The organism is Xanthomonas albilineans (genome assembly GCF_009931595.1).
GTDB lineage: Bacteria > Pseudomonadota > Gammaproteobacteria > Xanthomonadales > Xanthomonadaceae > Xanthomonas_A > Xanthomonas_A albilineans.
The window spans coordinates 2,213,240-2,225,096 of sequence record NZ_CP046570.1 but is presented as its reverse complement, the minus strand read 5'-3'; the positions used below and the strand labels follow the sequence as shown (position 1 = coordinate 2,225,096).

The following is an 11,857-nucleotide window of genomic DNA, read 5'->3' as shown; positions in this document are numbered from 1 at the left end:
TTGCCGTCCGACCCGCGCGAGGCTGCCGATGAACCGTCCCGGTGCGGGGCAGGTACGCATCATCGGCGGGCGTTGGCGCAATACGCGCTTGCCGGTGCCCGACCTGGCCGGGCTGCGCCCGACGTCCGACCGGGTCCGCGAGACACTGTTCAATTGGTTGCAGCCGATACTGCCCGGTGCGCGCGTGTTGGACCTGTTCGCAGGCAGCGGTGCGCTGGGGCTGGAGGCGGTGTCGCGCGGCGCGCACAGCGCTTGTCTGATCGAACGCGACCCGGCCCAGGCGGCACAGTTGCGCGCCACCGTCGCCAGATTGCAGGCCCAGACTCAGGTGGAGGTGGTGCAGGGCGATGCGCTGCGCTGGCTGGCCGAACACGATGGCGCCGCGCTGGCCGACATCGCCTTCGTCGACCCGCCTTTCACGGCCGGTCTGTGGGAGACGGCGTTGCAGCGTTTGCCGGCACGCCTGGCGGTCGATGCCTGGTTGTACTTGGAATCGCCCGCCGGGCAGGCGCCAGCGCTGCCGGTCGGCTGGGCGTTGTACCGCGAGGGCGGTAGCCGCGAGGTCCGTGCTGCCCTGTACCGACGCACCGCTGCTAAACTGCCCGGCGACTTTCACGCGGTATCCTACGCATGACCGTGGCCAATAGCCGCATCGCCGTCTATCCCGGCACCTTCGATCCGATCACCAACGGGCATATCGATTTGGTCAATCGGGCCGCACCGCTGTTCGAGCAGGTGGTGGTCGGGGTGGCGCAGAGTCCGTCCAAGGGGCCTACCCTGTCGCTGGAATTGCGCGTGGCCCTGGCCCGCGAGGCGCTGGCTGGACACCGCAACGTGGAGGTGATCGGCTTCGACACGCTGTTGGCGCATTTCGTGCGTTCGGTCGGTGGTGGGGTTCTGCTGCGCGGCCTGCGCGCGGTGTCCGATTTCGAGTACGAGTTCCAGATGGCGAGCATGAACCGGCATCTGATCCCCGAGGTGGAGACGCTGTTCCTCACCCCGGCTGAGCAACACAGTTTCATCTCGTCCTCGCTGGTGCGCGAGATTGCGCGCCTCGGCGGGGACGTGTCCGGCTTCGTTCCGCCGTCGGTGTTGCAGGCGCTGGTTCAGGCCCGCCAGGCCGCGACGCGGGGCTGAGCCGCCCGTCATTCATCGACTACACAGAGGAAACCGTTCCATGAAGACCACCGCACGCGCGTTGTTGATTGTCTCGTTGGCCCTGGGCGTGAGCGCCTGCAAAAAGGAAGAGGCGGCCAAACCGGTCGCCGATGCGCAACCGGCGCTGACTGCCCCGGCCAAGGACGACGATGCCGGTTGGAAAAAATACCTGCAGCAAGTGGCGATCCAGAACATGGGCAACGTCACCAACAGCCCGTTCCTGTACTACTTGCCGCCGGAGTCGGATGCGGAGTTCCAGGCCAAGTACGAGCGTCAGGTCGAAAGCGCCACCACCGCCGTCGGTCGTGGCATTCAGCCGGGGAACATGCTGGCGTTCGGTTCTTCGGCATCGTCCAAGATGGCCGACCTGATCGCGGCGGCCTTCGCCAAGGTCGAGCCGAACAGCATGAAGGGCGTGCGCGTGGTCTATATCGGCGCCCCAGCCGACAATGCCCGTGTCGAGGCGGTGGTCAAGCCGACCGGCGCCGATTACATCTTCGTCGAAGCCAAGTAGGTCGTGCATCGCCGGCGCGCGTTGCGCGCGCCGGCGTCCTCACGCACGCGTCGCCCGCAGCGGCGAGGCGTAGGCGGTGGCGCCGTTGTACAGGTCAATGCATGGTCGTGTCATCACGATCCGGTAAGATGCGCTGGTCAGGGTCCGATGGCGCACTATGTCCCTCAAGATCAACGCGCTCTGCGTCAACTGCGACGTTTGCGAACCGGCCTGCCCAAACCAGGCCATCTCCATGGGCGAGACGATCTACGTGATCGACCCGGCCCGCTGCACCGAATGCGTCGGTCATTTCGATGAGCCGCAGTGCGTGGTGGTGTGCCCCGTGGAGTGCATCGATCCGGATCCGGCGATTCCGGAAACCCATCCGCAGTTGCTGGCCAAGCTGGCGCGGTTGCGCCGCGACCACCCCGAGTTGTACCCACACGGAGCGGGGGCTGCGCATGAGGCGTAGCGTTCGCTGTGTCCTGTTGCTTGCCTGGGTGCTGATGTCATCGGCGTGGGCCCAGGCCCCGCTCGGTGCGAGCGCCGCTGCGCCCACGTCGCATCCGCCCGGTGACGCAATCGCCAGCGGCCACCGCCTCGCCACCGAGGCGGGCTTGCAGATCCTGCGCGAGGGCGGCAATGCCTTCGATGCGGCGGTGGCGGTGTCCTCGACGCTGTCGGTGGTCGAACCGATCAGCTCCGGTCTCGGCGGCGGCGGTTTCTTTCTCCTGCACGATGCCAGGACGGGCCAGGACACGATGCTGGACGCGCGCGAAGTGGCGCCGGAATCGGCGACGCCCGACACGTTCCTCGACGCCAAGGGCGCACTGGACCACGACCGCGCGGTCAACGGCCCATGGTCCGCTGGCATTCCCGGTCTGCCTGCGGCGCTGGTGGAGTTGGCGACCCGGCATGGTCGGTTGCCGCTGCGGCAGTCGCTGGCGCCGGCGATCCGCATCGCCCGCGACGGCTTCCCGGTGTATGCGCGCATGGCCGAGGGCTATCAGGCCCGGCGTAAGGTGATGGAGCGTTATCCAGGCACGCGCGAGGTTTATCTGCGCCATGGCCGGCCGATCGCCGAGGGCGACCTGTTCAAGCAGCCGGAACTGGCCGTCACTCTGCAGTTGCTGGCCGACAAGGGCTTCGACGGCTTTTATCGCGGCGTCACCGCCAGGAAGCTGCTGGCTGGGGTCAAGCAGGCCGGTGGCCGCTGGACCGCTGACGAGTTGGCCGGCTACACGGTCAAGCAGCGCACGCCGATCCGCTTCGACTACAAGGGCTGGACGATCACCACGGCGCCGCCACCGTCCTCCGGCGGCATTGCGCTGGCCAGCATGCTGCAGATCCTGGAAGCCTACGATCTCAAGGCGATGGACCCGGTGCACCGGATCCATCTGACCGTGGAAGCGATGCGCCGTGCCTACCGCGACCGCACCTTCTTCCTGGGCGACCCGGATTTCACCGTTGTGCCGCAGCGCATTTTATTGAGCAAGGACTATGCGGTGGGCCTGCGTTCGACCATCAACCCGGACAAGGCCACGCCCAGCGACTTGCTGTCGGGTCAGCCGACCCCGCTGGAAGACGATGAGACCACGCATTTTTCGATCATCGACCGTGAAGGCAATCGTGTCGGCGCGACCCAGACGGTCAATCTGTTGTACGGCTCGGGACTGATCCCCAAGGGCACCGGCGTGCTGCTCAACGATGAGATGGACGACTTCGCCTTGCGTCCGGGTACGCCCAACGTATTCGGGGTGATGGGCTATGCGGCCAATGCACCCAAACCGGGCAAGCGCCCGCTCAGCTCGATGACGCCGACCTTCATGGAGAACGCGGACAAGGCGATCGTGCTCGGTACTCCGGGCGGTAGTCGTATCATCACCATGGTTCTGCTTGGCATCCTCGGCTACGACGACGGTCTGGATCCGCAACAGGTCGCCGCGCTGAAGCGCTACCACCACCAGTGGTTGCCGGACGTGATCGAGGCCGAGACCGGTACCTTCGATGCAGCCACCGTGCAGGGGCTGAAGGCGATGGGCCATCCGCTCAAGTTGCCTGGCGACAGCGCCAAGGACGGGCGCGGTTCCAGCCATGTCTGGGGCAACCTGCAGACGGTGGAATGGGACAAACGCCGCGATGAGCTAGGTGCCGCCAGCGACCCGCGCAACAAGGTCGGTAGTGCCGAGGTGCAACTGGCAATGCCGGCGCACTGACCACGCGATGCGCGCGTCGGCGATCCTGGTGCCGCGCTGCACGTCGTGCATCCGGGCGGGCTTGCGTGCTGCGCGGGCGGCAGCGCTGTTCAGGATGCGGTCCTGCTAGCCGAACATCGGCATGTGGCTCAGGTGCAGTGTCGTCGTCCCAGCATGAACCTATGTCGTGGGTATTTGGGTGTATTGATGATCGCTCAAGGCGATACGTTCATGCGGTGGGTTTTTATAGGGGAATGGTCCGTGGGGGGCGGGGCAGGTATTTGCGCGGCACGGCGCCGGCGCCAGAATGGCGCATCCAGCCAGCGTGCTTCCTGTCGATAGAAATGCTCGCGCATGCGCTGGTAGCCTTCGAAACGCGCCAGCATCTGCTGTGCCTGTTCCATCACCGCAGTGTCTTGGTGTCGTTCTAGCACGGCGCAAATGCGCGGGGCGGCTGCGAGCGCATCGGCCAATGCCTTATGCACGCCTTGTGAGGACAGCGGATCGTAGCTGGACGCTGCATCGCCGATCGCCAGCCAGTGCGCTCCACAGCAGTGGCTCAATCGTGCAGAGCGCGCCTGGCGCGTGGACAGGCAGTATGGTGGTGCCCTGCGCATCCAGCCGACGGTGGCGCCGATATGGTGGGTTTGTGCCAACCGCGCCGACCATCGCGCGGGTTCTTGCAGACGTTGTTCGCGCAGGACCGCGGCATCGGTGGCGAGGACGACGATGGCTTCGCCGGATGTCAGCGGTGCCGCATACCACCAGCCATAGTCGACTGCTTCGAGCAGCGAGCGTTGCCCGAGCCGACTCGTGGTGTCCACCGGCAACAGCGCGGCAAGGCAGACCAAGCGATCACCGGTGACGCGTTCGGCGCCCAGCGCCTGTGCCAGCCGTGCGCGTTGGCCGCTGGCATCGACGGCGAAACGGGCATGCAGCGTGGTCAGTGCCGCGCCGTGCGAGCGCAAGCGCAGTCGCAGGCCATCCGGGTCCGCGTCGGAGGCACTCTCCAGGCGGGTGTGCAAGCGCACGCTGGTACCGCCGCTGCGCGCCTGTTGCAGCAGGAACGCATCGAAATCGCGGCGATCCACCTGCCAACCGGGCCCGTGTGGATCGAACAGGAAGTCGTTGTAGCCCAACGTTTGCGCCCCCCATGACGAGGCGTTGCCGATGCATCTGCGTACATTGAGCGCAGCGAAGGCATCGGCCACGCCCAGTGCATGCAGCAGCAGGCCGGTCGCCGGAGGCAGGCTCTCGCCGTAACGCGGGCGCTGACCGTCGCCGGCATCGATCAGTACCACGCTGCCGACGCCGGCACGGCGCAATGCGATGGCTGCCGCGCATCCCGCCGGCCCTGCGCCGATGACCGCCACGTCGCAGTGGGTATTCATGCTTCAAGTGTCCGCGCTGTTGGCATTCATCGGCCAGGGCGCGATCTCCGGTTCGTCCAGTTGACTGGCCACTTCCAGGTACATGTCCGGGCTGTAGCGAATATCGCCGTCGATCGCGCTGCCCTGGATGACGAAGCCGATGCGGTGCCAGTTGTTCACCATGTCGATATGGTTTTGGAAACGGCCAGCGTTACTCAGATCGTCGGATGTGGTGCCCGCACCGCGAATGGAATAGCGTTGCGGGCCTGGCTTGCCGTCCCTGACATCGGTGGCCACATGCACGGTGAATGGGCGCTGTGCTGGCCAGGCCCAATAAAGTGTGGTGCTGTTGTCCGGATTCGGGTCGGCAGTGAACGTCGCGCAGGCGTTGTAGTCGGTTTGCCAAGGAATCGACATAAACTTGGAGAGGTCGCCTGGCTCCAGCGGCGCGGGGTCGATGCCATCCGGACCGGGTTGGTAGGGGAGATAGCCAACGCTCAGAAATGGCTGGCCGTATTGCACGCTGGCGTAGTCCAACGCACGTCCTCGGATTCGGAATGGTCCGCAGCCGCTGCTTTGCCAGTCGGCGCGGTAGAGCGCCGGATCGCGCACGACGAACGTCATCTCGATGCCGGGAGCGAAGCTTCCACCCTGGCAGTTGACCATCACAGCGCGGTCCAAGTACTCGCCAGGTCCGAATTCGATCTGTGCCTCGGCCTCGAACTCGCCGCGGTTCCACTGGCTGAGGAAAAAGTATTGGGTCCGCGTCACCGTCAGGAACGCTTTGCCAACGTCACCCATCGCCAAGGGCATGAACGGTGCGCCGATGTTCGATTGCGCCGCTGGGTTTGGATCGCGGACGTAGGCCAGCCCATTCATGATCGTCTCGGCCGGTGTGTTGTGCGCGCTGATCGCGCCGACGGCGTCGTGCGCGGCGATCGCGCGCTGCGGCAGATTGCTATTCCAGCGTTGCAGTGCCGGCGCGCGGAAGATCGGTTGCAAGTGATCTGCGAATGATGGCCGGAACGTGGAGTCGAAGCGATTCTTGAACAGAGTCGGCACTAATTTCATGCGCCTGACCCAGGTGTCGTAGATGTCGTCCCACAGGCTCACCACGTTCAGTGCCTGGGGGGCGTAGCTCGGGTCGGTGGTGATAGCCCAGGCAGGTACCACCTCGGCGATGCTGTCGTCATCGAACACGATCAGCGCCGAGACTGGGCCGTCGCCGGTGTCGTCGAACCAGCCGTCGGCATTGACGTCGCCATATTCGTGTGGGGCGATCATGCCGCTGAGCAACGGGAACGGCGTGCCGTCCTGCTGTAGCCAACTGCAGGCGCGCCCAAAGCCCGGCAGCACCAACAAGCGGCCCCGCGCGTCGGTGCGCAGCTCGCCCAGTGTCTCGATTTTGCCCGTGGGGGTATAGAGCTTGGCGAACCCATCGTCCGGAAACGATTTGGGGTAGTAGGGCATCGGCCGGATGGTCGTGTCGGTATCTGCATAGCTGGCGACGGTCGCCTTGTCCAGGTGCACGCCCTCGGATTGTGTGCCACGAATGGCCCGCGGACCGGGATCGATCACAAGCTTCTTCAGGCGCGCGGCGTTGTTCGGATCGCTGCCCTCGGCGGTATTGCGCAGGCGCAGCTGCGCGGCGTTGGCCGATTCGTAGACCGCGATGCCGAGCTCGTCATTGAGTACGTGCGCGTTGGCTTTCTTGTTGGCAAGGTGCACTGTCCAGACGATATCGCGCACCCGTTTGCTGCCCACTTTCGTGCCCACGATTACTTCGGTGCCGGCGCCACTGGGATAGTTGTCGCTGCTGCCGGATGGATAGTGGTAGATGCGGAACCGCGCTGCCTGCCGCTTCATGCGGCCGCTGCGGTCGCGCAGATCGTTGCTGGAGATGACCTCGGCCTCGGTATCGGGCTTGATCGGCAGGCCACCGCTGACATGCGGATTGCCGGTGTCGATCCCTTCGGGGATAGGCAGGCCCGCCATTGTTTCTGGTCCGAGATAAAACTCTTCGCTGTTGCCTACCCGCGCGATGCCGAACGCCGGATGGATGCGAAACACTGCCTTGGATATCGACATGGGCGCCTCTTAGGAGAAACGTGGGATTGCGTTGTGTTGCCAGCATGACAGCACGTCGCCGCCGAGCTTGGCCATTTGCACGCCGAATGCGGTGGGGATCTGTTCGCCGCGGAAAATCCCATTCAATGTCCCAAGGAACGAAGCGAAATCTCGGATCAGTATCTGCTGCGCCGCATATCCCGGCGTATCTTCTGCGGGGTTGGCTTGCCCGCTATAGGTGTCTGGACGTTGTGGCAAGCAGCGCACGTAGTCGAACTTCTGGAAGTGCGACCACGCGTTGTGGAAGCTGTCGGCGGTACTCTGGTATGGCAGGTCCACGGTTTCGGTTGCCTCACTCTGGCCTTCGCCCTGGTCCATAATGATGTCGGTCAGGGTCAGTGCCTGACGAAAGCCGGCGTCGCCATATTCGCTCACCGTCAGGTCGCCGGCTTTCTGGTAGAACGGGCCGAACTCGTCCATCTGGCGCACGCCGCCCTGCACATGCTGGCGAAGTTCCGCCATGCCGTTGCGCAGTGCAGCGTAGAACTCGCCGATCGAACCGTATTTCTGTTGTGTGTCGGACAGGTCCGGCTCGCGTTCTGTCAGCCATTGCGGATACTCGATCATGCACATGGTGTTGATGCGCGCTGCGTCCAGTGGCCCCAGTTCGGCGCTATATGGGGTGAATTCCTCGGTAGGGTTGGGCGTGTCTAAGTTGAAGTCCAGGTGCGGGACCGCAGTGCCTTGATAGACAGGTGTGGTCAGCGTCGGTGAATAGCCGTAGGCATTGGCGATGTTGCTGACCAGTTGTACATGCAGCATTTCCTGGTATACCGCAGATTGGATCAGCCGGTAGGGGGCCGAACTGATGTCCTTGATCGAGTAAAGCACGGTCATGTAGTAAGGAATGGTCCACAGTTCCAGATCCATCGCACCTTGCAGGTGCTGATACAACAATGGCTTGTTCCAAGTCAGTGGCGTCGCGAGCGTTCGTTGTTTCATGGGGTCTCTTTGGAGCTTTGGTTGAGCGTTGGGGGATCGCTTAGCCGGCTGAACGCGAAGTTGTAGTCGCTGTGGCTATCCTGGAAATAGGTTTCCAGCTTGGTATTTGCCAAGCCGCTGGGGCCGGCCGGCGATTGCGGATTGGTGCCGGACAGCGGTGTCAGCGGCGTATCGGTGATCGTCGTGGACTAGCATCACGTTACGCTGACCAATTAAATATTCAGTATGCTGAGTATCGTCGGCGCTAGGTAGACAATGTGAGCAGGGCAAGTTCAACTCTGGATCGCAACAGCGGTGTTTGTGACGTGCTCCGGGCGACCTGATCTGGACGACTTCGCGGCCGAGTGGAGTGGCTCATGTCATCCAGACGCCGGAATCTGTCAGCGCCATACTTTCTCCATGCGCTCTCCGTGCGCTGTAAAAATCGGCATGTCGATGCGTGCCATCGCTGAGGTATTTGAATGTGCCTCCCTAGCACGATCAGCCACCAACTGCGTCGCAACCAGCACGTGCGGTACCATTTCAAAACGTGCTTCGCAGCTTTCGCCGAGGGCTTGCTCAACTGCGTTGAGAATCAGACTTGAGTCCGCTCACTGTGGCGGTCACTGTATTTTGTTACGCAAGCCATGCGCCATTGAGGCCAGTGTGGATTGGGTGCCGGCCCGCCGCGATGGGAGGGGAGTCCGCATCGGTGCAGATGCGCGGATGTCGATGCGTTAGCATTGGGCAATGAAACTGTGGTCCATCCTAGGCAATTCCCAGAAACTCGATGGCGGTGCCATGTTCGGCAACGCGCCCAAGGCGATGTGGCAGCAATGGGCGATGCCCGACGAAAGTAACCGCATTGCCTTGGCCTGCCGCGCGTTGTTGGCCAGTCCGCTGGCCGGCAAGACCGTGCTGTTCGAGACCGGCATCGGTGCGTTCTTCCCGCCCGCGTTGCGCGAGCGCTACGGCGTGCAGGAGGCGGGCCATGTACTGCTGGAGTCGTTACAGGTGGCCGGCTTCGCGCATGCCGATATCGACGTTGTGGTGCTGAGTCATCTGCATTTCGACCATGCTGGCGGGCTGCTGGCGCCGTGGCGCGAGGGCGTCGCACCGGAGTTGCTGTTTCCCAACGCGCGCTTCCTGGTTGGTGCGGCGCACTGGCAGCGCGCGCTGCAGCCGCATCCGCGCGACCGCGCCAGTTTCATCCCCGAGCTGCCGGAATTGCTCCAGGCCAGCGGCCGCCTGGAACTGGTCGATGGCGCGTACTCGCGCACGCTCGGCGAGGCGGTGCGGTTCCGTTTCAGCGACGGGCACACGCCGGGGCTGATGCTGGCCGAGATCGTCGGCTCCACCAATGGCGGCGATGGCCGGGCGCATAGCGGAGTTGCGTTCTGTGCCGACCTGATCCCGGGCCGTGCCTGGGTGCATGTGCCGATCACCATGGGGTACGACCGCAACGCCGAGTTGCTGATCGATGAGAAGCGCGCGTTCCTGGAGGATGCGTTCGCGCGCGATGTGCATCTGTTCTTCACCCACGATCCAGATTGTGCACTGGCGCAGTTGCAGCGCGACCCCAAGGGCCGGTTCGTCACCACGCACGCACTGTCGGCGTTACAGGCGCACGCGCTGGCAGGCTGAACGTCGCCGTGGCAGGGGAGGGCCGCGACGCCGTGCTTGCAGCCGTCATCGTGGCCGGCGAGTATCGGCATATGAAACGATCCCATCCTCTGTGGTCCCTGTCTCTGGTGTGCCTGCTCGTTGGCGGTTGCGCGTCGCGCGCCGATGAGGATGCCTTACCATCGCCGATCCGGCTCAACCAGGTCGGTTTCTTGCCGGCTGCCAGTAAGCTGGCGGTAGTACCGGATGGTCACGGCACCGCGTTCGCGGTGGAGCGGGCCGACTCGGGCGAGGTGGTGTTGCGCGGTACCCTCGGCGCGGCGGCGCTCTGGCCACCGGCGCAAGAGACGGTGCGGATCGCCGATTTTTCCGCCTTGCGCGCCCCAGGCCACTACCGGCTGCGGGTGGATGGCTTAACCCCATCGGACGATTTCGCCATCGCCGAGAACGCCTACGACGCGCTGTCGCGTGCCGCGCTCAAAGCCTATTACTACAACCGCGCCAGCACTGCGTTGTCCGGCAAGTACGCCGGCCGTCACGCGCGCGCCGCCGGCCATCCCGACGACCACGTGCTGATCCACGCCTCGGCAGCGTCGCCCGCGCGTCCGGCTGGTACCGTGATCGCCGCGCCCAAGGGCTGGTACGACGCTGGCGACTACAACAAGTACGTGGTCAATTCCGGTATCACCGTCTACACATTGCTGGCCGCCTACGAGCAGTTCCCAGGGTATTTCGCTACGCACAAGGAAGGGATTCCCGGCAGCGGCGGCGGTGTGCCGGATATCCTGCGCGAGGTCGACTGGAACCTGCAGTGGCTGTTGGCGATGCAGGACCCGCACGATGGCGGTGTGTACCACAAACTGACCAACCTGGAGTTCTCCGGCATGCAGATGCCGGATCAGGCGAATGCGCCGCGCTATGTGGTACAGAAAAGCACCGCGGCCACGCTCGATTTCGCCGCGGTGATGGCGCAGGCCAGTCGCATTTATGCGCCGTTCGATGCGCAGTTCGGTGGAGTGTCCGCGCGCATGCTCAAGGCCGCGCATCGCGCCTGGGCCTGGGCGCAGGCGCATCCGGATGCGATCTATCGGCAACCGCCCGATGTGCACACCGGCGCCTACGCGGACGACCACCTCGACGACGAGTTTGCCTGGGCCGCCACGGAGTTGTATCTGGCCACCGCCGACAACGCGTATTACGACGCGGCGATGGCGCGCCATGTGCCGATCAACGTGCCGTATTGGGGCAATGTCGGCGGTTTGGCCTGGATGTCGTTGGCGCAGCATCGCGCGCGGTTGACCCGGCATGCCGACCAGGCGCGCATCGCCCGTGAGATCGAGGGTCTGGCCGACCATCTGACACAGGTCTGGCAACACTCGGCCTGGCGGGTCGCGATGACCTCGCAGGATTTCCAGTGGGGCAGCAACAGCGCCGTGCTGGGGCAGGCGATGCTGTTACTGCAGGCCTATCAGGTGCAGCCCAAGCCAGAGTATCTGCAGGCCGCACAGTCGCAATTGGACTACGTGCTCGGGCGTAACCCACTTGGCATGTCGTTCGTCACCGGCATCGGCGCGCGTTCGCCGATGCACATTCATCACCGTATCTCCATTGCAGACGGCCTCGCCACGCCGGTGCCCGGTTTGTTGGTCGGCGGTCCGCAGCCGGGTCAGCAGGATGCAGAGGTGTGCAAGCATGCTTACACCTCGACGCTGCCGGCGCTGTCCTACCTGGACAAGGAGTGTAGCTACGCGACCAACGAAGTGGCGATCAACTGGAACGCCCCGCTGGTCTACGTCAGCACGGCGTTGCAGGTGTTGCAACGCTGAATGACGATTGGGCGCCAACGTCGCGCTGCCGCAGCAGCGCGTGCGTGGTGATCTGTGCCGTCGCGTGTGACCTCAGCCCGAACGGATGACGAAGCGGCAGGCGCCGGCGTGGCTCGGATCGCGCGCGGGCCGAGTGTATGTTGC

10 protein-coding genes are annotated in these 11,857 nt (G+C 64.4%); 7 read left to right on the top strand and 3 right to left on the bottom strand.

Going from position 1 to position 11,857, the window contains the following annotated elements:
- Window positions 1-28 precede the first annotated feature (28 nt).
- From rsmD to ggt, 5 genes are all read left to right on the top strand, one after another.
- Window positions 29-634: a 16S rRNA (guanine(966)-N(2))-methyltransferase RsmD gene (rsmD, locus tag XaFJ1_RS09355; protein ID WP_012916430.1), complete on the top strand. Its 606-nt coding sequence runs from the start codon at window positions 29-31 to the stop codon at window positions 632-634.
- Window positions 631-1,137: a pantetheine-phosphate adenylyltransferase gene (gene coaD / locus XaFJ1_RS09350; RefSeq protein WP_012916429.1), complete on the top strand. Its 507-nt coding sequence runs from the start codon at window positions 631-633 to the stop codon at window positions 1,135-1,137. Before rsmD ends, coaD begins: the two co-directional genes overlap by 4 nt.
- A gap of 40 nt (window positions 1,138-1,177) precedes the next feature.
- A complete protein-coding gene (locus XaFJ1_RS09345) occupies window positions 1,178-1,672 on the top strand; it encodes a hypothetical protein (protein ID WP_012916428.1) in 495 nt (164 codons plus the stop codon).
- A 157-nt stretch (window positions 1,673-1,829) separates the two neighbouring features.
- Window positions 1,830-2,123 carry a YfhL family 4Fe-4S dicluster ferredoxin gene (locus XaFJ1_RS09340; RefSeq protein ID WP_045756914.1) on the top strand — a complete coding sequence of 98 codons (294 nt, stop codon included), beginning with the start codon at window positions 1,830-1,832 and terminating at the stop codon, window positions 2,121-2,123.
- Window positions 2,113-3,867 (top strand): gamma-glutamyltransferase, encoded by a 1,755-nt coding sequence (gene ggt / locus XaFJ1_RS09335; protein WP_012916426.1) that lies wholly within the window; start codon window positions 2,113-2,115, stop codon window positions 3,865-3,867. Before XaFJ1_RS09340 ends, ggt begins: the two co-directional genes overlap by 11 nt.
- Window positions 3,868-4,061: 194 nt before the next feature.
- On the opposite strand, the gene XaFJ1_RS09330 is transcribed toward ggt, so the two are convergent.
- Genes XaFJ1_RS09330 through XaFJ1_RS09320 form a run of 3 tightly spaced genes read right to left on the bottom strand, consistent with a single transcriptional unit; the run spans window position 4,062 to window position 8,285 of the window.
- Window positions 4,062-5,237, bottom strand: coding sequence for an NAD(P)/FAD-dependent oxidoreductase (locus XaFJ1_RS09330; protein ID WP_012916425.1), 1,176 nt, complete (start codon window positions 5,235-5,237; stop codon window positions 4,062-4,064).
- 3 nt (window positions 5,238-5,240) lie between these two features.
- The gene (locus XaFJ1_RS09325; RefSeq protein ID WP_012916424.1) at window positions 5,241-7,304 is read right to left on the bottom strand and encodes a LodA/GoxA family CTQ-dependent oxidase; all 2,064 of its coding nucleotides are present in this window, start codon (window positions 7,302-7,304) and stop codon (window positions 5,241-5,243) included.
- Between the two features lie 9 nt (window positions 7,305-7,313).
- On the bottom strand, window positions 7,314-8,285 hold the full coding sequence (locus XaFJ1_RS09320; RefSeq protein WP_045756913.1) for a ferritin-like domain-containing protein: 972 nt from the start codon (window positions 8,283-8,285) through the stop codon (window positions 7,314-7,316).
- Between the two features lie 729 nt (window positions 8,286-9,014).
- Here XaFJ1_RS09320 and XaFJ1_RS09315 point away from each other — a divergent pair.
- Both XaFJ1_RS09315 and XaFJ1_RS09310 read left to right on the top strand, forming a co-directional pair.
- Window positions 9,015-9,908 carry an MBL fold metallo-hydrolase gene (locus tag XaFJ1_RS09315; RefSeq protein ID WP_012916422.1) on the top strand — a complete coding sequence of 298 codons (894 nt, stop codon included), beginning with the start codon at window positions 9,015-9,017 and terminating at the stop codon, window positions 9,906-9,908.
- A gap of 71 nt (window positions 9,909-9,979) precedes the next feature.
- On the top strand, window positions 9,980-11,713 hold the full coding sequence (locus XaFJ1_RS09310) for a glycoside hydrolase family 9 protein (protein WP_012916421.1): 1,734 nt from the start codon (window positions 9,980-9,982) through the stop codon (window positions 11,711-11,713).
- Window positions 11,714-11,857: the final 144 nt, after the last annotated feature.

Bases quoted from the DNA above. Each gene is read 5' to 3' on its own strand.
- rsmD (WP_012916430.1), top strand. From the start codon at position 29: ATGAACCGTCCCGGTGCGGGGCAGGTACGCATCATCGGCGGGCGTTGG.
- XaFJ1_RS09325 (WP_012916424.1), bottom strand. From the start codon at position 7,304: ATGTCGATATCCAAGGCAGTGTTTCGCATCCATCCGGCGTTCGGCATC.
- XaFJ1_RS09340 (WP_045756914.1), top strand. From the start codon at position 1,830: ATGTCCCTCAAGATCAACGCGCTCTGCGTCAACTGCGACGTTTGCGAA.
- XaFJ1_RS09310 (WP_012916421.1), top strand. From the start codon at position 9,980: ATGAAACGATCCCATCCTCTGTGGTCCCTGTCTCTGGTGTGCCTGCTC.
- XaFJ1_RS09345 (WP_012916428.1), top strand. From the start codon at position 1,178: ATGAAGACCACCGCACGCGCGTTGTTGATTGTCTCGTTGGCCCTGGGC.
- XaFJ1_RS09330 (WP_012916425.1), bottom strand. From the start codon at position 5,237: ATGAATACCCACTGCGACGTGGCGGTCATCGGCGCAGGGCCGGCGGGA.
- ggt (WP_012916426.1), top strand. From the start codon at position 2,113: ATGAGGCGTAGCGTTCGCTGTGTCCTGTTGCTTGCCTGGGTGCTGATG.
- coaD (WP_012916429.1), top strand. From the start codon at position 631: ATGACCGTGGCCAATAGCCGCATCGCCGTCTATCCCGGCACCTTCGAT.
- XaFJ1_RS09315 (WP_012916422.1), top strand. From the start codon at position 9,015: ATGAAACTGTGGTCCATCCTAGGCAATTCCCAGAAACTCGATGGCGGT.
- XaFJ1_RS09320 (WP_045756913.1), bottom strand. From the start codon at position 8,285: ATGAAACAACGAACGCTCGCGACGCCACTGACTTGGAACAAGCCATTG.